Origin of the sequence: Pectobacterium artocarpous, assembly GCF_046159765.1 — a bacterium.
Taxonomy (GTDB): Bacteria; Pseudomonadota; Gammaproteobacteria; order Enterobacterales; family Enterobacteriaceae; genus Pectobacterium.
Map to the genome: position 1 here is coordinate 1 of NZ_JBJXVK010000012.1, position 24,577 is coordinate 24,577.

Below are 24,577 nucleotides of genomic sequence, written 5' to 3' on the forward strand. Positions count from 1 at the left end.
CAACAACTCGTTGCAAGGATGTTTACCCCAAACCTGATTTATTCAACAAAGCCCCTTGACGCGCCACAACCCGCTCACGGATGCTGAATGAAGACGTAGAATCATTCAGACAAGCCGCTGCTTTCCTCCTTATATCCCTATGACGCCCTCAATTTCTCAACAGATGGCGGTGACGTCAATATAAGCAGTAAGGATTTACAAAATTTCCTTACATTTTCTTAAAAGATAAAATACAATATTATCACATTACAAAAGGTGGATATTTTGGATTTTTTTTAAAAAATAGCGATAAAACCCAACACATTGCCGAAATAAAGAAATTATCACCATTAAAAAAACTATAGTCATCTGGTCTTACATGTCCAAGATTTGAGCACTATTTTTTGTTAAAAACGTTAACAATAGGTGAAAATCCTGAAAGATAATAAGAAATTCTGATATCTTCCACACCATCATAAGCAGGAATTTGACTATCTACGCTACAGAAAAAAACTCTGCACTACAGAAAAAGCATAGATAAAAAGGCGGCTGACGCAGAATTGATGACCCATTCTGCCCGCTGTTGCGTCATCAGAGCGATGACACGAGAGGCTATGGTATTTTTCAATAATTATTGGCTATTTTAGTTAAATAAATATTTTCACTGAAATGAAAGTGCACTATTTACTTATTCCCACGACGTGGTATTTTCACTCTGTGATTTACTTCCCCCCTCTTTTAATTTTCCCCAACACACTCAAAAAATTATTTTAATTACAAAAAAACAATATAAGTTATTTAAAATGGAGTTGCTGATAAGTTCACAAATACGTAATTAACGTATTATTTTTAACATTCCCTCATGATAGATTACCCTCCAACATGATTCGTTTTTAAATAACAAACACGCTTTATTACTTTTTGTTACTAACTGATAAAAAACAAAAAAACGGACTTTCTGCTTTTTTAATAATAAACATCCCGCTGCTATTGGCATTAATAACGTTCGATAAACATACCGATATCGAAACAACATTACGCGGCAGGTATATCACTTCTTTCTGTACCAACTGTCCTAGCAGGGTGAATATAATGAAAAAAATTGAAACTGATATTCTATGTGAGAACGATCTCGCTCTGGAAACACAGTCATCGTTTATCGGCGGCTTGTTTAAAAAGAAGATCGGCTCCGTTCCCATTGCACTTTTTATAGCGATTGCCGCCATTGTCGCTATCGCTGCCTACGAAGGATATTTGCCGAAAAATATGATTGGCGGTTTCGCCGTCATCATGACAATGGGTTTTTTACTGGCACATATTGGCAGCAACATTCCCGTGTTCAAAGATATCGGCGGCCCGGCGATTCTATGCCTGATGGTGCCTTCCGTGATGGTGTATTTTAATTTATTCAATGACAACACCATGAAAACTGTCCACCTGTTGATGAAAGAGGCTAATTTCCTGTATTTCGTCATCGCCTGTCTGGTGGTCGGCAGTATCCTGGGTATGAACCGCAAGATCCTGATTCAGGGGATGGTTCGTATGTTCGTCCCACTGGTCATCGGTACCGCAACGGCGCTGGCGACTGGTCTTCTGGTCGGTAAACTGTGCGGCTACAGTTTCTATCACACCTTCTTCTTCATTATCGTGCCAATCATCGGTGGCGGTATTGGCGAAGGCATCCTGCCATTATCCCTCGCCTATTCTGCCATTCTGGGACAAAGCCCGGACGTTTATGTGGCTCAGTTAGCACCCGCAGCCGTCGTCGGCAACATCTTTGCAATTCTGTGTGCTGGCGTGCTGTCCCGTCTGGGTATGCGCCGCAAAGATCTGAACGGTGAAGGCCGTCTGGTTCGCAGCGATGAAGACAACGCGATGTTTGCCGTAAACGAAGCACCAAAACCGGTCGATTTTCACCTGATGGGCGGCGGATTGTTGATGATTTGCGCCTTCTTCATCGTCGGCGGTCTGTTTGAAAAACTGGTACACATCCCTGGCCCGGTGTTGATGATTCTGATCGCCGTGTTCTGCAAATATGGTCGCGTGATTCCTGCCGTCATGGAAACCGGTGCGCACAGCGTTTACAAGTTCGTCTCCAGTTCTCTGGTATGGCCGCTGATGATCGGGCTTGGCATGCTGTATATCCCGCTGGAGAGCGTCGTCGCGGTATTCTCTGTAGGTTACGTCATCGTCTGCGGTTCGGTGGTACTGTCCATGGCGCTGGTGAGCTTCCTGATCGCGCCTTACCTGAACATGTACCCGATTGAGGCTTCCATCGTGACCACGTGCCACAGCGGGCTGGGCGGAACAGGTGACGTCGCGATTTTGTCTGCTTCTAACCGTATGTCTCTGATGCCATTCGCACAGATCGCTACCCGTATCGGCGGCGCGTCTACCGTTATCGCCGCCACGCTGCTGCTGGGCTGGGTTGTCTAATCCGACCACGCTTCACCACTAACAAAAACGCCACGGTGATTGCCGTGGCGTTTTTATTCACAGTATTGGCGCAGAGAGTCCTGCTTTTCCAGCAGCAGCCATTGGTAACGGTTTAGCTTACCTCAACTACCTAACCTTTTTGAAAATGATCAGAATAAGGATCACACTAATTGGGAAACCAATTAGTGTGGCTGAATACATGGAATCCATAGACTCTCTCATATCAGCCAGTATCGCAAAATGGTATTCAACTGACACTGTTTTATCAGATAAAAAAGCCATTCTTTCCTTGTCTTGAACATGTCCAAAAGAAAAAAGAGCAATGCTTATCAAATAAAGAAAAGAGACAAGGCAAATACTCAACCATCGAATAAACGTCTTGCATTTACTTGTTAACATCGTGTGCCCCATCCAATAACCCACCGATAGTACCACCAGAATAAGGTGAAACTTTACCTATACCAGAAACAACCTCGGAGACGACTCTTAACGCAGTATCTTCGCTTATCGATGTGTAGTTATCGGTATTCGGGTACTGCTTTCTAAATTCACTGGTCATATCAATAACAAGCATCGATGATTCAGTGTTTTTTCGTTCTAAATACCGCTGTAGCGATACCGGAACGGCGAAATCTTCTTCGTAATTAATCTGTATCTGAGAGTTAATCGTATATCCTCCCTCAAATACCTGTGATCCCGCAATCTTCACGCCTTTTGTTGCATGGGTTGTACAGTTCACGCCAGTAACATCATATTGATCGATTGTTCGACCGTTTCTTTTAGTGCTTTCCCCCATCTTGATGGTTTCTTTCACCTTGCCACCTGAGCGCCATAGCTTTTCAAAGTACAATCGGGCAATCGTAGGATCTGCATCTGTAATGACGAATGCCTTCGCTTCCATCTTGTACAGCTCTTCTCGGTAATATGTCCTGGCATCGTCAAATCGCAAAAAATTTAAGATGCCATCACCGACAGCCCCGGCAACACCAGACCGTCTACCGAATCGACCATAAGTGAACACAGAAGCATTATTACCTTCATGCACAGAGACAAAGGTGTGGCCTGTCCCCTTAATTTCTGTCCAGATAAATACACCGTTCTCTAACGGGTTATTTTCTTTTTTGCACTCTTGAATTTGATTAACCCATTCCCCTTTTGAGGGCGTGAGGTAAATCGGGTCATCCCTGAAGTAATTTTCTGGTTCAGGCTTAATATTTTCCCGTGGATTCCGCCACAGCCCTAACCCACGGCCGTACTGCATAAATTTATTGTGTTCCACTAAACCAACTCCATTTGATTTCATCGTCACTGAATGGTGTATAGCACAAAGCGGGATCGCTCCCGCCTTGTTTCTCTTTTTATTTACCTTATTCGCCGCGTTTTATTCGCAGTATTGACGCAGCGAGTCATGCTTTTCCGGCAGCAGACGATACAGGTAAACCGGTCGGCCAGTAGAGCCGTACAGGATATTGGTGGTCAGAATACCGGTGTCGGACAGGTAGATCAGGTATTTACGGCAGGAGACGCGAGAAATACCAATCGCATTCGCCAACATCTCTGTAGAGAACTCAATACCCTGATTACCCTCAATCCACTCGCAGACGGTACGCAGCGTCAGGCTGGTCAGTCCTTTCGGCAATTTCTTACGTTCGCTGGCTGTGCTACTGCTGGTACGGCGGATCAGGTTATCAATATCCGACTGCCCAACAAAATCGCGGTGCTTGAACAAGTTTGCTTCTTCGCGATAGGCGGTCAGCGCCTGCTCGAAACGCGAGAACTGGAACGGCTTAATCAGATAATCCACAACACCGTAGTGCAGCGCTTTTTTGATGGTATACACATCGCTGGCAGAAGAGATGATGATGACGTCCGTCTTTTCACTGAATTCACGGATTGTCGGCAGCAAATCCAGTCCATTATCCTGCTGCATATAAATGTCCAGAAGTACCAAATCGATTTCCGAGTCAGGTTGCATCAGCAGGTTTCGCGCCTGCTGCAATGTGGGCACAGTCGCGTAGCAGCTAAATCCAGAAACCTGGTTCAGATAAGATTTGTTAAGCTCTGCAACCATGGCATCGTCATCAACAATCAGTACATTAATCATGGTCAAACAGCCTTGCTTGATAAGGAATAGTAACGAAAAACTGGGTGTACACCTCAGGTTCTGATTCAAACTCGATAGTGCCGCCAATCTTCTCCAGACTCTGTTTGGTCAGGTACAGGCCGATACCGCGCCCGCTGCCTTTGGTAGAGAATCCCTGTTCATAAATGCGCGCCTGACTTTCCGGCGAAATGCCGGGGCCGTCATCCCCCACGGTACAGTGAAGGCGGCCATTCTGATGATGGAAACTCACGCTGATTTCGCAGTTTTCCTGCCCATCAATCGCGTCCATCGCATTCTCAATCAGATTACCCAATACGGTAATCAATTCATTTGTGGCATCGACATCATCAGTATCCGGCAGCAGACTCTCCTCGCTGATGGAGAGCGTAATGCCCAGATCGCGCGCGCGGTTGATTTTACCCAACAGGAAGCCGGCAATCACTGGCGATTTCACTTTACGAATAATCGAGCCAATTTCCGCCTGATAATTATTGGCGGTCTTAAGAATATAATCTTCCAGCTGCGAGTAATACTTTAAGTGCAGCATCCCCAGGATGACGTGCAGCTTGTTCATAAACTCGTGCGACTGCGCACGCAGCGCATCCGCGTAGTAGGACATCCCACTCAACCGTTGCAGCAGTTGGCTAATCTCTGTTTTATCACGGAACGTCGCAATCGCGCCGATAATATCGCCCTTCACAAAGACCGGAACGGTGTTAGTCAGTAACAGGTGGCCGTTGAAGTTAATCTCTTCATCACGCCGTGGCGTGCCGCTCTCCAACACCTGCTTCAGGTGCAAATGCTCAAGCCATTGTTCACTGACGCGTTCGGCTGGCTTCAAGCCCGGCGTTTCACTTCCCTGTGGTTTATTCTGCCGGAAAAGCCGTCGCGCCTCATCATTGATTACCGTAATACGACCCTGTTGATCGACCGCGATAACCCCTTCTTTGATGTGTTTGAGCATCGCGTTGCGCTGTTCAAACAGGTTCGAAATCTCAAACGGCTCGAACCCCAGCATGATGCGCTTGAGCACCTTCACCAAAATCAGCGTGCCCAACCAGCCGACCAGTGCTCCCGCCAATAGCGTCCAGGGGATCATCCAGCGGTTATCACTGATGACCTTCTGCACGCTGGTTAACGCAATTCCCAGCGCGACAACGCCAACTTGCTTATGGTTGTTGTCGAAAACCGGCGTGAAGACCCGTAGCGCGGGATCGAGCGTTCCCCGGTTAATGGCGGTATTTTCCATCCCCAACAGCGCCGGGTAGATGTCCCGACCAGCAAAATGCTCGCCAATCCGCTCCGGTTCAGGGTGGCTATGGCGCACCGTATCCATGTCAGTCACCGTGACGAAGAGCAACTGATTACGCTGGCGAATCGTCTCTGCGGCAATCTGCACTTCTTCTGGTCGGCCAATCCCTTTAAGTTCATCAATCACCACGGGAGAAGCTGCAAATGTACGAGCAATGGCAAAGGCTTTTTCTCGCAGATGATCTTCTGAAAGCTGATTAATGCGAAAAAACAGTAAGGAATAGACCACCAGCAACACCGCACCAAGCACCACTGACACCATCAGAAATACCGATGTTCCCAGCTTTAACGGTGCCTTTTTCTTGCCCATGTCACTCTCCGAAACAAACATCATCACACCGTTATCTTATACTGTTTCGTCGCGTTTAGCGTGTCGTGATGCCGACGCCCCGTCACAGGGACAGGGCGTCGGCTTGAAGAAAGGAAATTCGGCTTTACGTACTGCGCTACATTTTTTGTGTCAGGAATGTTTCGCATCTGTAAAACCAGCAGTACCGCGTTTACCAGAAGCCGAGGACTTTCCACCACATGCTGCCAACACCCAGCCAGATAGGGATGATGACCAGACTGATGGAGAAACCGATCTTCCACCAGGTTCCCAGAGGCATGTAGCCTGTACCGAACAGAATCGGCGCCGGACCACTGGAGTAGTGCGTTGTGGACATAAACAGGTTACTGAAGATACCGAATACCAGTACGGTCAGCATCGGTGGCGCACCAGCGGCTAGCGCGATAGAGACGAAAATCGCATACATAGCGCTGATATGGGCAATTGCACTCGCCATCAGGTAGTGGCTGTAATAGTAAACCAGCAGCAGAAGACCCAGCATCGGCAGCCAGTGCATTCCGCTTACCGCACTACCAGCCAGACCGCCCAGCCAGGCAATCAGGCCCATTTTGTTAAGCTGACCCGCCAGCGTCATCAGCACAGCAAACCATACCACGGTGTGCCAGGCTTCTTTCTCACCCACCACGTCGTCCCAGCTCAGCGCACGGCTGAGCAACAGCACGCTCAGGCCAGCCAGTGCAGTCAGGGTCGCGTCGATCTTCAGCGTGGAGCCCAGCACCCAGAAGGTCACCAGCCCCAGAAACACGCCCAATACCACCCACTCGTCACGGGTCATGCTTCCCATTTCACGCAGTCTTTCGACGGCGATAGCGCGCATTTCTGACGTTTTCTTTAGTTCAGGCGGGTAGAAGCGATAGATCAGATAAGGAATCAGCGCCAGAGACAGAAAGCCTGGCAGAAGTGTCGCTAATGCCCAGTCCGTCCAACTAATGTGGATACCGAACTGGGAAGCCAGCTTCGCCACCATCGGGTTGCCCGCCATGGAGGTCATGAACATCGCAGAAGTCACGGCGTTACACTGGAAAATGGATTGCACCAAAAACGCACCAATGCGGCGCTGTGTGCCTTTTTCCGGCGTGGAATCGTAGGCTTCAGCAATAGAGCGGAACAGCGGTGTGATAATCCCACCACAGCGTGCAGATGTGGAAGGCATCGCTGGGGCGAACAGCAGGTCGGTAAATACCAGACCATACGCCAGACCGAGAGAGCTATTCCCCAGCTTGCTGATAAACAGCAGACCAATACGCCGACCAAAGCCGGTTTTGATAAAGCCGCGAGAGATAAAGAAGGCGCAGGCGATCATCCAAATAGTGGGATCGCTAAAGCCCGCCAGCACGTCCTTAATGGATAATAACCCTAATATGGCGACCGAGGTCAGGCTGAACATCGCCATCGCGCCAAGCGGGTAAGGAGAGAGAATCAGACCGACAACCGTGGCAATGAAAATCGCCATCAGATGCCAGGCATCGGGTTTAACCCCATCGGGAACCGGCAATAACCATAAGCCACCGGCAATACAAAGGATAACTAGAAGCTTTAGCAACCTGCTATTATTCGCAGACATAAGAACACCACTCTTCATTAAAACGGATTCTGTATTTCCCGTCATAATTCAAGCCGAGTTTGTACTGCACTCGAATTATTTAGGAGATATTCACGACGGATGTCCCGTGCGGAGGAGTGGGTATTTCGTTATTCTTCCTTCGTCACCCTGCTGAAAACAACGCAACAGGAACCATCTGCGGAAAAAAGACGAGAAAACAAGAGGCCAGGCTGCTTCTCTCGTCTTATAAAATCAAGTGATTAATGAAGAAATAGTATTATAATGCGCCTGTAAAATAGCGTTACTTTAGTTACTAAAGTGGTTCATTAATTTATTTAAGAAACTATCATGGTTTTAATTTCCCGATAAAAAACGTTTGAATTCAATAATATTTGACATTCACGGAACATAAAATTAACGAAATTAACAACAGTGAGATAATAAAAAAACCTTATACCTAATGATGGTAATATAATTCTTTTCCAGACAGTCAGTTATCCATTCCTTATTTATCTACTCAGGTATTCCCTCATTCATAAATAAAAAAAATAAATAACCCTTTTCCGGCGAAAAAATATTATTTTTTATCCAGCTGATAACATTTACAACGTGAGGAAAAGCACAGCTAATAGCTGCGGCGACATAATGCGCAGAAACATCGCCAGCGGATAAACCGTGGCATAAGACAGCGCCGCTGCACCGCTGGTTGGGTGTAGTCCATTGGCAAACGCCAACGCGGGGGGATCGGTCATGGACCCCGCCAGCATGCCGCACAGCGTCAGATAGTTCATCTTACCCAGGGTTCGTGCCAGTATGCCAACCAGCAACAGCGGCACAATGGTAATCAGCGCACCGTAACCCATCCACCACACCCCGTCGCCGTTCAATAACGTATCAATGAAATCACCGCCGGATTTCAATCCCACTACCGATAAAAACAGCACAATGCCAAGCTCGCGCAGCGCGAGATTCGCACTGGGTGGCATAAACCAGTACAGTTTACCGATACCGCCGATGCGCCCCAGAACCAACGCCACCACCAGCGGCCCGCCAGCCAGCCCGAGCCGCAGCGCGACGGGAAAGCCGGGAATCATCAGCGGCACTGAGCCCAGCAGTACGCCTAGCCCTATGCCGATAAAGACGGGCAGCATCTGCACCTGCTGGAGCTTCTGCTGTGCGTTTCCCACAATATCCGCCACGGCATCAATCGCCGTTTTCCGCCCCACCAGATTCAGAATATCGCCAAATTGTAGACTGGCCTGACTGCTGGCAACCAGCTCGACGCCCGCGCGGTTCAGGCGTGAAATCACGACGTCGTAATTTTGCTTCAGATTGAGTTCACGAATCTTGCGTCCCAACACCTTCTCATTCGTCACCACCACGCGTTCAACGTGCAGATCCGTGCCGCGCGTCGAGAGCGACGTTTCCACTTCATTGCCGATGACCAGCCGCGCCTGCTCCAGATCGCTTTTTGCCCCCACCAGATGCAGATAGTCGCCCAATTGGATCCGCGTCTGCGGCGATGGCACCATCAGCTCATCACCACGCTTTAAACGCGAGCAGACAATGGTGTCGCGGTTCAGAATCGGCACATCCTGAATCGCCAGCCCTTGCAGATTGGTATTCGTCACTGACACATTCATCGTGTGCAGTTGTTCATGGTGCTGACCGTTGCTGACCTCAAACTGCTTTGCCTCGTTTTCCACCGCCACGCGGAACAGGACGCGCATCAGCCACATCACCAATAAAATGCCACAGATCCCCAGCGGATACGCCATCGCGTATCCCGTCCCCATTTGGTTGACCACTACTGCGCTCAAACCGAGATCGGTCAGAATCTGCTGACCCGCGCCCAGCGATGGCGTGTTGGTCACCGCACCGGAAAAAATACCGAGAATAATGGGCAAAGGAATACTGAGCAGTTTATGCAGCAGGACAGTCACCACACAGCCGAGGAACACCGTCAGCAGGGCGAACACATTGAGGCGCAGGCCAGACACGCGCAGAGAGGAAAAGAAACCCGGCCCGACCTGAATGCCAATGGTATAGACAAACAGAATCAGCCCGAACTCCTGAATGACGTTCAACATGTCATCATTCAGTTGAATTTGATACTGATGGGCAACATGCCCGACGATGATCCCACCGAACAGGACCCCGCCAATCCCTAAACCGACGCCATAAATCCGCCAGTTGCCGATCCATAACCCCAGAACCGCAACCAGCGCCAGCATACTCACGGTAAGTGCGATATCACTCATACCCGTATCCTTTGCGGACGTTTTTATTGGGAAATGTCACTGCTGCAAGTTTTTATTCTGGCAGAACGCTGGATAATGAAACGTGGCGGGCAACACAAAACCGCGCCCGTAATGATACGGGCGCGGCTAATTACCAGGTTAATGGCACGCAGATGAATAACACGGATGTCGCGTTATGGCGCATCTTCAGCAGGCTGCTGGTTCAATGCCGGGCGGCAACCGCCGATGGCGATACGCTGTGGCTGCAAGGCTTCCGGTACGTTACGCACCAAATCGATGTGCAACAGGCCATTTTCAAAGTGCGCATCGGACACATGCAAATGTTCAGCCAGCGTAAAACTCAGCGTGAAAGGCTTGAACACCAGCCCCTGATGCAGATATTCCACCGCTTTATTGGGCTGTGCCGGGCTGCCTTTTACGGTCAGGCGCGGACCTTCTACTTCAATATCCAGATCGCTCTGTCGGAAACCCGCCAGCGCAAGCGTGATGCGATAGTGGTTGTCGTCTTTCTTCTCAATGTTATACGGCGGAAAATCAATCGGTTCCTGGCTGCCTTGCATTGAGCTGGCTAATTTGTCAAAACCGATCCACTGACGCAGTAAAGGTGATAAGTCGTAGTTACGCATGATATGACTCCTTCTAAGAAGCGAGATTAAGATGCCCATGCGGGCGTACTTTATGCCAGCCACGATGCCATAGCTGGCGTCGTCCCCATTCGGCAGACGAGATGTTCATTCATGGCATTACCGTTTCAGGCAATGCGCAATGGATTTGATATTGATTTACTTGATTTCAATCCGGCGCGGCTTCATGGCTTCCGGCACGATGCGCTCGAGATCGATGTACAACAGCCCGTTTTCCAGATTGGCGCCTTTTACCTGAATATGTTCGGCCAGTTGGAATTTACGCTCGAAGTTGCGCTCGGCAATGCCCTGATACAGGTAGTTGCGGGCAACCTGCTCACCGGTGTGGGCGCCTTTTACACTCAATAAATTGTCGTGCGCCGTGATGTCCAGTTCCTGCTCGGCGAAGCCGGCTACGGCAATCGCAATACGGTATTGGTTCTCGTCAACCAGTTCGACGTTATAGGGAGGATAGCCGCCGTTACTCTGAGTCTGGCCGGTTTCTAATAGATTGAACAGGCGATCAAAACCAATAGCGGAACGGTACAGTGGAGAAAAATCGGGGTTACGCATAAAACAGCCTCCTAAACTTGCAGCGAGGATTTATTTTTACCTTCCCTAAGGACAGACCCACAGCCGGGACAGATACCCTGACGGCGTATCGTTTTCTTCCGGCTTATCATCAATATGGTGACCCTACTCAGACTTTCAAGAGGCAAAAAGGAAAAATCGCTACGTTTCATGCAATATTCACTCGCACTGCGGGCGTTATCACATACACTCAAGATAGGCAGGCTTTGACCTAATGCCGATCGTTTAAGCATCGAGATACACGGGCTTAAGTAACCAGTATTAGACTTTGATCCCGTTCTGGCAGCAGGTTATTAATGGGCAGGTAATATGACTTTACTGAAAAGCGCATTGTTCTTTTTCATCATTACTGGTAGCGGCGCGCTGGCAACCAGCGGCTGCTCCAGCGTCATGACGCGTACTGGAGGCGATCAGGGCTACTATTCCGGCACGCGAGCCAGTGTGGATATGCTGCGTGATGACGACACCAGTTGGGCGATGATGCCGCTGGTGGCGATTGACCTGCCGTTTTCGGCGGTTGCCGACACGCTGTTGCTGCCCTACGACTACTACCACGCGGGCAGCGATAAGAACAAACTGTCGACGCGCGAACGCATTTCGCACAGCGAAGAGCAAAACCAGACCGCCAGTTCACAGCTTGCCACTATGCCTCATCACAACACTATGTCTCATCACAACACAATGCCTAATAACAACACGCCTCATAATCAGCTTTAATAACAGCCGTGCTCATCATGAACTCGTGCGTACCGGGGTTACTCGGTAGTCACGACAAAAAGCTGATTAAAGCCGTTAATCTCCCGCATATATGCAATGTGTTTCCCATCTGGGGAAAAAACCACGGCATCCGCACTCGGTGGGCTGTCCGTCCGTGTCGTCAGCCGAACAAGCTCACCGCTTTGCGCATCACACAGCATGATACTGTTGTCACACACAAACGCCAGAGAGCGTCCACTCGGGTGCCAGTTAAAAGCAGACTGTACGCCGTGTTCTGTTCGCGTGACCTGTCTTGGCTCTCCGCCATTCGGGGAAAGCGTCCACAATTGCACCACGCCCGCTTCATCGCGCATCAGGAAAGCAATCTCACTGCCATCGGGAGAGGTTCGCAGCCAATGGCGCGGCTGATTCACCAGGCCAGGATAACGATGCGAGTGCGTAAAGGTTAAACGCCGCTGTTGCACGTCCGCAGGTGGTGCAGGCATTGATGTCCTCGTTCCGGCCAGTGGCCTATCGCCCTCTTTGGCGTAATCTTCCAGCACGTCCGGCAAGTCGACAATAAAGATCTCGGGCACCGTTGCCCCATCCGCTGCACGCGTATCACCGATAAACGTCAGCGCCCAGCGCTGGCGCGAGCCGTCCTGCCGGACATAGCCCGCAGTTCCTACCCATCCTTCTTCATAGGCGCGGTTGATTTCATCGCTGCCGGGCTGAGGCTGCGGCGTCGTTCTGCTGACCAGCACACAATAGTGGCTGCCGTCATATTCACGCGGATGGCGTTTCCCAACGGTGACGGCCTGTAGCGGCACAGCCACGCCCACATTGCGCAAGTTCAATGCCGGATCGCACTCATGCAGCACATGGTCGTTATAAGTAAAGCTCAGGCGGCTGGCATCCGGACTGAAAACGTGAACATGTGTACCGCCGCGTAGCGCTCCGGCCTGATAAGGCGGCGTAATAGAGAAGGCATCGAGCGTGATAGCCTCATCGCGCTGTCGATCCGCCACTATCGTTCCACGGCGATGGTGAAAATCATACTGCCACTCACTATCTGGATTTTCCGGCCCGTGGATAAAGACATAGCGCAGCGGTTCCTGCGGGCTACAGGTCACCACGCCCACATGCGCCCCCGCCGTCGCCCGGTAAATCACTTCGGTTTCCCGGCTTTTCAGGTGTACTCGCTCAATTGTCAGTCCTGTGAATAAAGATCCATAGGGTCTTATGTCATAAACCAGCCAATTCCCATCACAAGACCAGCAATTAATATTGGTAAGTTGATGTTCATTAGCATTAAACGTTAGTTGATATTCCACAGGCAAAACATCACCCCACTCATAAAATAAACGTCAGCATTTTGTAAATAAATTTCAGATTTATGTATAACCAATTGTTTTTTATTTAAAAAAAACAAACAACAACCAATTAAATTATTCAAAAAAATAGAAAGACTATCTCAATAACATCCGTTTTTTAATTTATTAGCATCGGCGTAACATGCTTCCTATCGAAAGGGCAGCCCCCTTTCACCTATCAATCAGAAAAGGATAAGACATCATGAAAAACGTAAAAACCATCGCCGCTGCTGTTGTCCTCGCTACCATGACTTTCGGTGCTTCTGCTGCTGAATATGTGTCTCCTTCACAGGCGCAGAACCTAGAAAAAGCAGGCGTCGTCACCGCGACTGCTCAAGACCTCAGCTCACTACAGGCACAGCTCGCCGCGAAAGCAGAAAAAGCCGGTGCTAAAGCTTATACCATCACGTCTGCGACCGGTAACGATCTGCTGCGTGGCTCTGCGGTAATCTTCAACTAATCGTTGTTTACCCTGAGTTTCAATCCCAGTTAGCTATCCTGTAAGACATCACGTATTACCCTCTTTCCGGCTTGCCTCCTCATCAGGGCAAGCCGGTTTTTTTATGACGGATATCCTTGTCCGTCACCCTACGGGCCGTCTCCTTCATCTTTTTCATTAAAAGACGGGTAGACATCCCAGCGGAACAACAAAACATGATCCTTTTCATTTTCAATACCTCGTCGAACATACGTTATGAATAAAAAAACGTCATCAGTAAAAGCATCAATGTGAGACAGGTCATGTAAAACGTATTTCAGACGTGAAAAACAGGTAAAACCCACTATTGCTGCGCTTATTACGCTAAGTGTGCTGATTTCAGGCATTTTCTACTTTTGGCTATAAAAACGACAAATTGAGATTTAAAAAACCCGCCCTCCCCCTGCTATGTTTATCACCTGATGTTGCATTTTCTCACTGTATTTTAACTTTTCGTTATAAGGGAGAGGTCATAGGCATGTCATTGATGATGAAAAAATCAGTCATGGAAAGGTGTGGAGAAAGCGCGCGACTATGGAATAGCATGACGACGCGACTGCGTCAGTTCCCCGCGATTCTGGCCGCTGGTGCCGTACTGCTTATGTCCAACGCTCATGCGCAAGATAGCGTGCCGACGCAGCTACGTGTCGGCTATCAGAAAGGCTCGATCAGTCTGGTGCTGGCAAAATCACACCAACTGCTGGAAAAACAGTTCCCCAACACCAAAATCAGCTGGGTTGAGTTCCCCGCCGGTCCGCAGATGCTGGAAGCGCTCAACGTTGGCAGCATCGATCTGGGCGGTACCGGCGATATCCCGCCGATTTTTGCGCAGGCCGCTGGCGCTGACCTGCTGTATGTCGGCGTAGAACCGCCTAAACCCGAAGCCGAGGTGATTCTGGTGCGGGAAGACAGCCCGGTGAAAACTGTCGCCGATTTAAAAGGCCGTAAAGTCGCCTTCCAGAAAGGCTCCAGCGCGCATAATACGCTGCTGCGCGCGCTGCAACGTGAAGGGCTGAAATTCACCGATATCAAACCGACCTACCTGACTCCTGCTGACGCCCGTGCGGCCTTCCAGCAAGGCAATGTCGATGCATGGGCCATTTGGGATCCCTACTATTCCGCCGCACTACTGGAAGGCGGCGCCCGCGTACTGGTTGACAGCAGCGGGCTGAATAAAACCGGTTCTTTCTACCTCGCTTCCCGCCCTTATACCGAAGCACACGGCACCTTTATTCGTCAGGTACTGGACGTGCTGACCAAGGCTGATGCGTTAACCCTCAGCGAGCGAGCGCAAAGCGTCACGCTGTTGGCAAACGCGGTAGGGCTGCCGGAAAAAGTGATTGAAACCACGCTAGATCATCGCCCGCCGACCACTATCGAACCGCTGGATGTCGCCACGATCAAGGCACAGCAATCCACCGCTGACCTGTTCTATGAAAATCGGCTGGTGCCAGTGAAGGTCAATATCGCAGAGCGCGTCTGGCATCCCCAAACGCCGTAATCCGCTCGCCACACCATTTTGCTTACCCCAAACAAGACTGTTGAAGGAGTTCACACCATGAGTCTTAACGTATTCTGGTTTCTGCCCACCCACGGAGATGGTCGCTATCTCGGTAGCGCCGAGGGCGCACGTCATGTTGACTACAGCTATTTGCAACAGGTGGCACAGGCCGCCGAACGGCAAGGGTTTGGCGGCGTGCTGCTGCCGACGGGCCGCTCCTGCGAGGATTCCTGGCTGGTGGCAGCCTCGCTCATTCCGGTGACGCAGCGGCTAAAATTTCTCGTCGCCCTGCGCCCCGGTGTGATTTCCCCGACCATCGCTGCACGCCAGGCCGCCACGCTGGACAGGCTGTCCAATGGTCGGGCGCTGTTCAATCTGGTGACTGGTGGCGATCCGGAAGAGCTGGCCGCCGAAGGGCTATTCCTCAGCCATGAAGAACGCTATGAAGCCTCGGCGGAATTCACCCATATCTGGCGCAGATTGCTGGAAGGTGAAACCGTCGATTTCGACGGAAAACACATTCAGGTCAAAGACGCCAAGTTGCTTTATTCCCCTGTACAACAACCACGTCCGCCACTCTACTTTGGTGGATCGTCCGAGGCAGCGCAGAATCTGGCGGCAGAACAGGTCGATCTCTACCTGACATGGGGTGAGCCGCCTGAACAGGTGAAAGAAAAGCTGGCGGGAGTCCGCGCCAAAGCGGCGGCACAGGGACGTGAGGTTCGCTTCGGTATTCGCCTGCACGTTATCGTGCGGGAAACCACCGAAGAAGCCTGGAAAGCCGCCGATCGGCTGATTTCTCATCTGGATGACCAGACCATCGCCGATGCACAGGCGGCGCTGGCGCGTTTCGATTCCGTCGGTCAGCAGCGCATGGCAGCCCTGCACGGCGGCAAAAAGGACAAGTTGGAGATCAGCCCGAATCTGTGGGCAGGCATCGGTCTGGTACGCGGCGGCGCAGGCACAGCGCTGGTTGGCGATGGCCCAACGGTGGCCGAACGCATTCAGGAATACGCCGATCTCGGGATTGATACCTTTATTCTGTCCGGCTATCCACATCTGGAAGAGGCGTATCGCGTGGGCGAACTGCTGTTCCCACACCTCGATCTGGCACAGCAGCCCACGCCTCTGCATGCGGTGAACAATGCGGGAGAAGTGGTGGCAAACCGCTATGTGCCGCGCAAAGTCTCACAAAGCTGAGGAACCGATCATGGCAAGAACGCTCTCTTCACTGACACCGCGGTTTGCACCTTTCCTACTCCCTGTGACGCTGCTGGTCGCGTGGCAGGCCTCCGTCGAATTTGGTTGGTTATCCAACCGGATTCTGCCTGCGCCCAGTTCGGTGATTACCGCAGGCTGGTCGCTCATCGCCAGCGGCGAGCTGTGGCAGCACCTGGCGATTAGCGGCTGGCGTGCCCTGATCGGGTTTGCTATCGGCGGCAGTATCGGATTGGTGCTCGGTTTTATCACCGGGCTGTCGCGCTGGGGCGAGCGACTGCTGGACAGCTCAGTGCAAATGATCCGCAACGTGCCTCATCTGGCGCTGATTCCGTTGGTAATTCTGTGGTTCGGCATTGATGAGGCGGCCAAGATCTTTCTGGTGGCGCTGGGCACGCTGTTCCCGGTGTATCTCAACACCTATCATGGCATTAAAAACATCGATCGCAGCCTGCTGGAGATGGCGCGCAGCTACGGGCTGTCCGGCCTGAGACTGTTCTCTCAGGTGGTGCTGCCCGGTGCGCTGCCATCCATCATGGTCGGCATTCGTTTTGCGCTGGGCTTTATGTGGCTGACGCTCATCGTCGCGGAAACCATTTCTGCCAACTCCGGCATCGGCTATCTCGCCATGAACGCCCGCGAGTTCCTGCAAACGGACGTGGTGGTGGTCGCCATCATCCTTTACGCGCTGCTCGGCAAACTGGCTGATATCAGCGCGCAGGGGCTGGAACGTATTTGGCTGCGTTGGAATCCGGCTTATCAAACTTCATCGGGGGATGCATCATGACCGTTTTTACTGATTCTGCAACGCACGCGCATTCACCGTCGCCGCTGACCAAGGGGACACCGCTGACGCTGGATGCCATCACCAAACACTACGGCCACCGCACCGTGCTGAATGAGGTGCAGTTGCGCATTCCTTCAGGGCAATTTGTTGCCATCGTCGGCCGCAGCGGCTGCGGCAAAAGCACCCTGCTGCGCCTGCTCGCCGGGCTGGAAGCTGCCAGTAGCGGCGAACTGCTGACCGGCACCGCACCGCTCAGCAGCGCGAAAGACGACACACGCCTGATGTTTCAGGAAGCGCGTCTGCTGCCGTGGAAAAAGGTGATTGATAATGTCGGACTGGGGATGCGCGGTAACTGGCGTGAGAAAGCGCAGGAGGCACTGGCCGCTGTCGGACTGGCGGATCGCGCGAACGACTGGCCATCGGCGCTGTCCGGTGGTCAGAAACAGCGCGTCGCGCTGGCACGCGCGCTCATTCATCATCCGCGTTTACTGCTGCTGGATGAACCGCTAGGGGCGCTGGATGCCTTAACCCGCATCGAGATGCAAAGCCTGATCGAAAATCTGTGGCTCCAGCACGGGTTCACCGTATTGCTGGTTACGCACGATGTCTCCGAAGCCATTGCACTGGCTGACAGGGTGATTCTGATCGAAGAAGGTCGTGTAGGGCTGGATATCACGGTCGATTTACCCCGGCCCCGGCGTCGCGGTTCGGCAAAGCTGGCGGAACTGGAAGCCCGCGTACTGGAACGCGTTCTCACCCCGTCAACCACATCACTTTCTGTCACACCGCCAGCGATGGCGAGGTCATCGTAGCGCTGGGCGTTATCGTGAAAAAGAAGGAGGCATGATTCAATATCCTGAGATACACAGCGGTTTAATTGCTATGTATCTCACTAGGTTAATCTCAGAAAAGAAAGCCAAGCCTCAGGTTGAGGTTGGTATCCTGTTTGAATCCCTGTTCGACGGAAAGATCCCGACCACCTGATAGCTGAAGCTGAATGGCTGGCGTAATGAAATGAGACGCAGAGAGACGGACATAAGTACTGTCGAGACGGTCATCCTGACTCACGCCATTAATACGGCTTTCCGCTCCCGTTACCCACCCGCCGCCGAACCCAAACTGGGTGGCGGGTGTCAGGTTATAGCGAAGGTACGCCTGATATTCATAGCGTGGGCTTTGCTTGAGCGTGGTTTTATTTGCTCCGTATTCATCATTTGCCGTCGTCCAGGAGACATCAACACCGGTATCAAAAGCCCAGGAATCGGAGAAATGATGGATCCATACCCCCTGTAACAGATAACGCCAGCGATTTTCGCCAACATTGACGGCTTGTTCATTATCGTAGGCTCCGGTTGGGGCATAAATAAACGGTGCCAGAGCAAGAATATCCGCGCCTGAATTATTCACCCTGAACTTGAAAGGCACACCCAGGATGATATCTCCCATACCGGAAGCGTTTCCGAGTGAACTGGCATCCCCCATCGCATCAGCCTTGGCAAACGAAATAATCATCTGCGGCTCGATGCTGATATCTTCCGCTGGGCGAAATCCATGAATAAAGCGCAGTAGCGTGGCTTCTGTCCGTAATCGATAATCGCCAGCGACTTTTTTATCCTGCGAGAAAAACGCATCGCTGTGAGAATACTGAAAATAAGCCAACGCCAGGTTTTTATCTGCCGGCAGCATTTCATAATCCCCTGGTGCGAACTCAAGCGCGTGGGCTGGCACGCAGAGAGACGCTGCGAGAAGAAATCCGGTACTACCATATATTTTTTTCATGAAGATTCTCCGCTGTTCTGCCGCAAAAGCCCCGTGTCTGGATGGCAGTTGATGTATTCAAAATATTGGGCACTGGCCGGAACCACGACGATTTCGTGCCACAGCCGGAGTGCGATCTTGAAGTTCAGCGCTTTCACATAACGCATAAAACCGCCGAATATCGCCACATGTGTAGGGTGACTTTTCGCCCAGAGCTCAAGGGCTGCCATATCAGTAAAATGCGCCAAGCCAAATGTTTTTTCCGTCATCGCATATGAGATCGGGTCAATCACCTGCATATAACGGCAGCTCAGGCAGCCGATGGTGTGCCCCTGCTCGCTGAGAAAATGCATCCCTTCACGCAGCACAGGTTCCACTTCCGTCAGGTATTTCTGTCTTTCCGCTTCCTGTGTGTCGGACCAATCCTGCCCTGAGCGGATGAGACAAAGGTTTTCGCTACCTGACAGGACGATACGTTTCCCGGCTATTTCTCGCGTCTGGGTTTCACTAGAACCCTGGAGCGGATGGCTCTGCGCGGCTGGCAGACGATCCCGGGCGCTCCCCCAGTAACCGTGCTCACGCATTTCGCCACTCATCTCTTCTGCCAGATGGGCAACGCCTTCTTGCGATTCCCGGTTGGAAAAGATGGTTTCAAAATGCCCAGCCTGTGGGCTGACAATTTCCAGAAAGAAGCCATATTCCGCGCTTTCCCTCTCAGACGAGTGCCACCATAAGGAGAACTCGCTGCTCAGTTTCCATTGTTCAAACTGTTCAACAGATGACCAATAAGCGATGGCGATCAGGTTGTGGTACCCCGCTCCATCCCTGTATGACGCCATATCCCAGTGAGCGGGGCCGTCCGCGAACGAAAAACGGCGTGTCACGTCATCCAAAACCGAAAATGCAGGACATTCCTGTCCCTGAACCCCAAAGTACGCCATGACCATCTGGCCGCTTAGAGGCGAAAACCGCGCCGTCCATGCCGGAAAAGGTGGCTCATGATCGGCAGGCATGGCAACAGGACATGTGCGCGGCATACGCAAATGCTCCGGAATGGCAGATTCCATGTCTATTCTTCCTCTTCGGTAAACGACTCACTGGGAATCTCAGGGGATGACTCCTTTTTCACTACAGGCGTATTAGCTGAAGGATTGAAAAGGAGCCGAGTGACGTCTGGACGGGAATAGTGGCCTACCGGATCGGCGGCCAATTTGGCAAAAGTAATGGCAGCAGGATCCAGTTCAGCGATGAGTAGCCCCTCTTCATCCTCACCGAGCGGTGCGACAAGATCTCGTCCATCTGGGCCATAAATACGGGCGTGTCCGCCTCCGGCGCTAAGGAGTGCTTTGCGCTCCTCATCCGGGCAAAGGAACGCCATCATCTCGGCAGAGACCACCGCGCAAGGCGCAATAACAAAACACTGCCCTTCTGCGGCATACAGGCGCGAAGCGGCAGTATTGACCTCTGGGCCCAATGCTGCCGTTGCACTGGTGTAGAGGCTAAAGCTTGGCCAGGCGGCGATGTGGATCTCTTCATGCTGCGAATACATGGCGTAACGAGAAAGCGGCTGAAGGTGTTCCCAGCAGCACAGTGCCCCGATGTTGCCCAGCGGGGTCTCCCAGGTTGTCAGCGACGAGCCATCACTTTCTCCGAATAGCGTACGCTCCACGTGTGTGGCTTTGAGTTTCCGGCGGGTACCAATGGTTTCCCCGTCACTGCCGATAATCCACTGTGAAATATAGAGGCTGCCATGGTCACGCTCACTGAAACCCAGCGCCACAACGATATTATTTTGCTTCGCTGCATCCGCAATACGTCGGGCTTGGATACTGTCCAATACCAAAGAGTGCTGATGGTACGCATAAACCAGAGGCATATTCGCGGCGGGTGAATTTAACCACAGAAACCACGGGTAGCCAGGTATCCAGGTTTCTGGAAAAGCAATCAGGTCTGCGCCTTTTTGTGCGGCCTCATCAATCAGCTTAATGGTTTTATCTACTGTGCCGTCGAGATCCATAAAGACCGGTGCTGCCTGTACGCAGGCCACGGTAATAGGTTTATTCATCATGTTTCTGTCTCCTGGTGAAATAACACTGCGGGTAACAGATATACCGTCTCCGGCACGGGCGACGTTATGACAAGAAGGAAGGAATGCTTGTCTGGGAAGGAACTGGTTTGAAATTTGCATCAAACGACCTAATCAGTCCTGAGGATGCTGACATGGATACTTATAACACCGCTGATATTTCGTATGCCGAACGGGGAGATTACTGGCGTCATGCCATCAGCCGCACATTCGTTCCGCTGGAAAGTACGTTTTCCGACAGTGAACGGCGCGGATTTATCAGATCTGGCCTATGGGGAGACTTGCGGCTATCAGAAGTCAGTTGCAGTGCTCAGGACGTCATAAGATGCCGCAAGGGGGCTAGCAACCATGCTGACAATCTGGTGTTGTTGAGCTTTATCAACCACGGAAAAACATCCGTACTTCAGGCGGGGAATCATGCCTGTCTCGGGCAAGGGGAGTTCGGACTTTACGACACGCGCTTCCCTTACGAATTGCACCTTCATAGTGAAACGCGACAACATGTGGTGCAAATCCCCACTGAGCATTTGGGGCTAAGGCTGGGAAAAACAGAGCATCTTGTTGCACATGCGTTTGGTAAGCAGCATGCCTTGATGCCTTTTCTTCAGATGCTATTGAACAATCTGATGACGCAGCCGGAGGATATGGCATGCCAGCATGCTTCCGTCTTATACGGTCAATTCCTTGAACTCCTGGCCGTCATTATCTCCGACGAATCCGGCGCAAAAAGATCTGGCAAGACCCATCAGGGGTTACTGTTCCAGATTAAAATCATGATCGACCAGCGCCTTTCGGATACCACGCTGTCAGCGGCCACTATTGCTGAATCATTTGGTATCTCAACACGCTATCTGAACATGCTGTTACACAATGATGGCACGTCTTTTGGAAGATATGTGCTTGACCAACGGCTGGCAAAATCGGCGGAAGCGTTGCTGTCACCGCTTCATTCAGCGACCCCCATCAGCCAGATAGCCTGGCATTTTGGATTCACCGACATGCCGTATTTTTCCCGCGCATTCAAAACGAAATTCGGTTGCTCACCAACGGAATATCGGCATCAATCTGGTGATACGTTACCGGCAGCGCAGCGGCTGAGTGCGGGTCCAGGACAGCGTTGAATATAGGCCCTGCCCAACAGAAAAGTGCCCCCAGCCCCAACCAGGCTGCTGGTGTGCTCAACAGTCGAACGACAGGCTAACAAACAATCAAAAATACTGACAGACATCCTCAAAACACTCCGTTTTTCCTTCTCACAGCATCGGCGTAATATCCTCTTCATCGAAAGGAAATGACCTTTCACTCCAAACAACATTGAATAGGATACACCACATGAAAAACGTAAAATTCTTCGCCGCTGCTGTCGTACTTTCTACTCTGTCCTTCGGTGCTTTCGCTGCCGATCAGGTCTCTTCACAACAGGCGCAGAGTCTGGAAAAAGTGGGGGTCGTTAGCGCTACTGCCCGCAGCCTGGATTCACTGCAAGCGCAGTTGGCTCAGAAAGCAGAAAAAGCCGGTGCCAACGCATTCACCATTACGTCTGCAACCGGTGACAACCAACTGCGCGGCACCGCTATTATCTACAAATAAATGCGCATAAAAAGACAATCAAAAAATTAAACGGACTTTCCTCACTCAAGAGGAAAGTCCGTTTTTACATTCCGCGTTACACCGCCTGTTCCAACACAAAATGCCCTTCCCCGACCTGCTTATAGCGGCGTGTGGGGGGATGGAAATCGGGTGCGCGTACCGGGCTGCGCAGCTCATCATTGGTGATATTACGCACCGGGCGGGTATCCGGGTCAGGCACTGGTACCGCAGAAATCAGACGCCGGGTGTAATCATGCTGCGGATTGTCGAAGATCGCCGCACGTGGCCCAATCTCCACCATTTCGCCGAGATACATCACCGCCACACGATGGCTGATACGCTCGACAACCGCCATATCGTGCGAGATAAACAGGAATGACAGCCCCAGTTTCTGCTGGAGATCCAGCATCAGGTTGATCACCTGCGCTTTGACGGACACATCCAGCGCCGATACCGACTCATCGGCAATAATCACTTTGGGTTCCAACGCCAACGCACGCGCAATACACACACGCTGCCGCTGCCCACCGGAAAACTGATGTGGGAAACGTGAGGCCATATCGCCGGATAATCCCACCTGTTCCAGCAGTTCGCTCACTCTCGCATTCACATTCTGTCGGGTCGCCAGGCCGTGCAGCAGCATCGGTTCGGCGATGGCTTCCCCCACCCGCATACGCGGATTCAGGCTTTCATACGGGTCCTGAAACACCATTTGAATCTGCCGCCGCGAATCCGTCAGCTCACGCTTATCCGCCGTGAGGATATTTTTTCCCAGCAGTTGAATGTCGCCGCTGACCACATCGTTGAGGCGAATAATCGACCGACCGGTGGTGGATTTCCCACAGCCCGACTCCCCGACCAGCGCGAGCGTTTCTCCCTGCCAGAGATCGAACGAAACATTCTCCACCGCGTGAACTCGCCCGGACAGACGACGGAAAAACCCTGATCGGATATCAAATCGAGTAACCAGATTTTTTACCGTCAGCACTGGCTCCTCACCCGACACGGTATTCACCTCGTCCGGCACGGGTTGGCGCTCGCCCGTCTTGAGATCGATCAGCGGGAAACGCTGCGGCCATGTGCTGCCGGACATCGATCCGAGCTTAGGCACCGCAGACAGCAGCATGCGGGTATAGGGCTGTTGCGGATGATGGAAGATTTCCCGTGTGACGGCATTTTCCACCATTTCGCCTTGATACATCACCAGCGTGCGGTCGGAGACTTCCGCCACCACCCCCATGTCATGGGTGATAAACAGTACCGACATCCCTTCTTCTTCCTGAAGGGTTTTTATCAGCGTCAGAATTTGCGCCTGAATCGTGACGTCCAGCGCCGTCGTCGGTTCATCGGCAATCAGCAGCTTCGGGTGACAGGCCAGCGCAATCGCAATCACCACGCGCTGACGCATCCCGCCGGAGAAGCTCTGCGGGTACTCGTTCAGCCGTGATTTGGCCGCCGGAATGCGTACTTTTTCCAGCAGGCGTACCGCTTCGGCGCGCGCTTCCGCTTTCCCCATGCCACGATGACGACGCAGCACTTCCGTAATTTGATAGCCAATCGGCAAGACCGGATTCAGGCTGGTCATCGGCTCTTGAAAAATCATGGCAATGCGGTTGCCACGCACATCCTGCATCGCTTTATTGGGAAGCGACAGCAGTTCGGTATCGCCGAAATGAATCTGCCCTTCAATCCGGCTTTGGCCGGGCGGCAGCAAACGCATGATGGATTTCGCCATCACGCTTTTCCCTGAACCGGATTCCCCCACCACGGCGACCGTCTCTTTCTCGCCAATAGTGAAAGATAAATCCCGCACCACGTTCATCCACTCGCCGTTCACCTGAAAGGCGGTGGTCAGATGCGCAACGGACATAATCGGCGCTGTCATGTGTTCGT

At 51.7% G+C, this 24,577-nt stretch carries 21 protein-coding genes; 9 read left to right on the forward strand and 12 right to left on the reverse strand.

The genetic code is table 11. The features are described 5' to 3' along the window. The first annotated feature begins 1,071 nt into the window (after positions 1 to 1,071). Complete coding sequence (locus ACKQAD_RS09400) at positions 1,072 to 2,415, forward strand: 2-hydroxycarboxylate transporter family protein (protein ID WP_409159919.1); 1,344 nt, start codon at positions 1,072 to 1,074, stop codon at positions 2,413 to 2,415. A 385-nt stretch (positions 2,416 to 2,800) separates the two neighbouring features. Here the strand turns inward: ACKQAD_RS09400 and ACKQAD_RS09405 are convergent, their stop codons facing one another. The 7 genes from ACKQAD_RS09405 to ibpA all read right to left on the reverse strand — a co-directional run bounded on the left by ACKQAD_RS09405 (position 2,801) and on the right by ibpA (position 11,179). Beyond that, positions 2,801 to 3,694: a hypothetical protein gene (locus ACKQAD_RS09405; RefSeq protein ID WP_409159920.1), complete on the reverse strand. Its 894-nt coding sequence runs from the start codon at positions 3,692 to 3,694 to the stop codon at positions 2,801 to 2,803. 102 nt (positions 3,695 to 3,796) lie between these two features. Continuing rightward, entirely contained in the window at positions 3,797 to 4,519 is a 723-nt protein-coding gene (gene dcuR / locus ACKQAD_RS09410) for a two-component system response regulator DcuR (protein WP_409159921.1), read from the reverse strand. Further along, positions 4,512 to 6,140, reverse strand: coding sequence for a sensor histidine kinase (locus ACKQAD_RS09415; protein WP_409159922.1), 1,629 nt, complete (start codon positions 6,138 to 6,140; stop codon positions 4,512 to 4,514). The genes dcuR and ACKQAD_RS09415 overlap by 8 nt, the downstream gene beginning before the upstream one ends. A 190-nt stretch (positions 6,141 to 6,330) precedes the next feature. Continuing rightward, positions 6,331 to 7,743, reverse strand: a complete 1,413-nt coding sequence (locus tag ACKQAD_RS09420; protein WP_409159923.1) for a DASS family sodium-coupled anion symporter — start codon at positions 7,741 to 7,743, stop codon at positions 6,331 to 6,333. Positions 7,744 to 8,324: 581 nt separating this feature from the next. Further along, entirely contained in the window at positions 8,325 to 9,983 is a 1,659-nt protein-coding gene (locus tag ACKQAD_RS09425) for a putative transporter (protein WP_409159924.1), read from the reverse strand. 173 nt (positions 9,984 to 10,156) lie between these two features. Next, positions 10,157 to 10,609 (reverse strand): small heat shock chaperone IbpB, encoded by a 453-nt coding sequence (ibpB, locus tag ACKQAD_RS09430; protein WP_409159925.1) that lies wholly within the window; start codon positions 10,607 to 10,609, stop codon positions 10,157 to 10,159. A gap of 156 nt (positions 10,610 to 10,765) precedes the next feature. Further along, the gene (gene ibpA, locus ACKQAD_RS09435; protein ID WP_409159926.1) at positions 10,766 to 11,179 is read right to left on the reverse strand and encodes a small heat shock chaperone IbpA; all 414 of its coding nucleotides are present in this window, start codon (positions 11,177 to 11,179) and stop codon (positions 10,766 to 10,768) included. A gap of 327 nt (positions 11,180 to 11,506) precedes the next feature. Between ibpA and ACKQAD_RS09440 the strand changes: the two genes are divergently transcribed. Next, positions 11,507 to 11,914 carry a YceK/YidQ family lipoprotein gene (locus ACKQAD_RS09440; protein WP_409159927.1) on the forward strand — a complete coding sequence of 136 codons (408 nt, stop codon included), beginning with the start codon at positions 11,507 to 11,509 and terminating at the stop codon, positions 11,912 to 11,914. Between the two features lie 38 nt (positions 11,915 to 11,952). On the opposite strand, the gene ACKQAD_RS09445 is transcribed toward ACKQAD_RS09440, so the two are convergent. After that, positions 11,953 to 13,233, reverse strand: a complete 1,281-nt coding sequence (locus tag ACKQAD_RS09445; protein ID WP_409159928.1) for a YidR family protein — start codon at positions 13,231 to 13,233, stop codon at positions 11,953 to 11,955. A 235-nt stretch (positions 13,234 to 13,468) separates the two neighbouring features. Here ACKQAD_RS09445 and bhsA (ACKQAD_RS09450) point away from each other — a divergent pair, with 235 nt between their 5' ends. The 5 genes from bhsA (ACKQAD_RS09450) (at position 13,469) to ssuB (ending at position 18,062) form a co-directional block, all read left to right on the forward strand. Beyond that, complete coding sequence (gene bhsA, locus ACKQAD_RS09450) at positions 13,469 to 13,726, forward strand: multiple stress resistance protein BhsA (protein ID WP_409159929.1); 258 nt, start codon at positions 13,469 to 13,471, stop codon at positions 13,724 to 13,726. A 496-nt stretch (positions 13,727 to 14,222) separates the two neighbouring features. Further along, on the forward strand, positions 14,223 to 15,245 hold the full coding sequence (locus ACKQAD_RS09455; protein WP_409159930.1) for a sulfonate ABC transporter substrate-binding protein: 1,023 nt from the start codon (positions 14,223 to 14,225) through the stop codon (positions 15,243 to 15,245). A gap of 57 nt (positions 15,246 to 15,302) precedes the next feature. Beyond that, a complete protein-coding gene (gene ssuD / locus ACKQAD_RS09460) occupies positions 15,303 to 16,445 on the forward strand; it encodes an FMNH2-dependent alkanesulfonate monooxygenase (protein ID WP_409159931.1) in 1,143 nt (380 codons plus the stop codon). A gap of 10 nt (positions 16,446 to 16,455) precedes the next feature. Continuing rightward, positions 16,456 to 17,250, forward strand: a complete 795-nt coding sequence (ssuC, locus tag ACKQAD_RS09465) for an aliphatic sulfonate ABC transporter permease SsuC (protein ID WP_409159932.1) — start codon at positions 16,456 to 16,458, stop codon at positions 17,248 to 17,250. Next, a complete protein-coding gene (gene ssuB, locus ACKQAD_RS09470; RefSeq protein WP_409159933.1) occupies positions 17,247 to 18,062 on the forward strand; it encodes an aliphatic sulfonates ABC transporter ATP-binding protein in 816 nt (271 codons plus the stop codon). Before ssuC ends, ssuB begins: the two co-directional genes overlap by 4 nt. Before the next feature lie 91 nt (positions 18,063 to 18,153). On the opposite strand, the gene ACKQAD_RS09475 is transcribed toward ssuB, so the two are convergent. The 3 genes from ACKQAD_RS09475 to ACKQAD_RS09485 are packed head-to-tail and all read right to left on the reverse strand — an operon-like array spanning position 18,154 to position 21,076. Further along, positions 18,154 to 19,029 carry a transporter gene (locus ACKQAD_RS09475; RefSeq protein WP_409159934.1) on the reverse strand — a complete coding sequence of 292 codons (876 nt, stop codon included), beginning with the start codon at positions 19,027 to 19,029 and terminating at the stop codon, positions 18,154 to 18,156. Further along, positions 19,026 to 20,075 (reverse strand): phenylacetaldoxime dehydratase family protein, encoded by a 1,050-nt coding sequence (locus tag ACKQAD_RS09480; RefSeq protein ID WP_409159935.1) that lies wholly within the window; start codon positions 20,073 to 20,075, stop codon positions 19,026 to 19,028. The genes ACKQAD_RS09475 and ACKQAD_RS09480 overlap by 4 nt, the downstream gene beginning before the upstream one ends. 2 nt (positions 20,076 to 20,077) lie before the next feature. After that, a complete protein-coding gene (locus tag ACKQAD_RS09485; RefSeq protein WP_409159936.1) occupies positions 20,078 to 21,076 on the reverse strand; it encodes a carbon-nitrogen hydrolase family protein in 999 nt (332 codons plus the stop codon). A 152-nt stretch (positions 21,077 to 21,228) separates the two neighbouring features. Between ACKQAD_RS09485 and ACKQAD_RS09490 the strand changes: the two genes are divergently transcribed. Together ACKQAD_RS09490 and bhsA (ACKQAD_RS09495) are read left to right on the forward strand one after the other, a co-directional pair. Next, entirely contained in the window at positions 21,229 to 22,215 is a 987-nt protein-coding gene (locus ACKQAD_RS09490; protein ID WP_409159937.1) for an AraC-like ligand-binding domain-containing protein, read from the forward strand. A 211-nt stretch (positions 22,216 to 22,426) separates the two neighbouring features. After that, positions 22,427 to 22,684: a multiple stress resistance protein BhsA gene (gene bhsA, locus ACKQAD_RS09495; protein WP_409159938.1), complete on the forward strand. Its 258-nt coding sequence runs from the start codon at positions 22,427 to 22,429 to the stop codon at positions 22,682 to 22,684. 76 nt (positions 22,685 to 22,760) lie between these two features. Here bhsA (ACKQAD_RS09495) and ACKQAD_RS09500 read toward each other — a convergent pair whose 3' ends face one another. Then, on the reverse strand, positions 22,761 to 24,569 hold the full coding sequence (locus tag ACKQAD_RS09500) for an ABC transporter ATP-binding protein (RefSeq protein WP_409159939.1): 1,809 nt from the start codon (positions 24,567 to 24,569) through the stop codon (positions 22,761 to 22,763). Positions 24,570 to 24,577 lie beyond the last annotated feature (8 nt).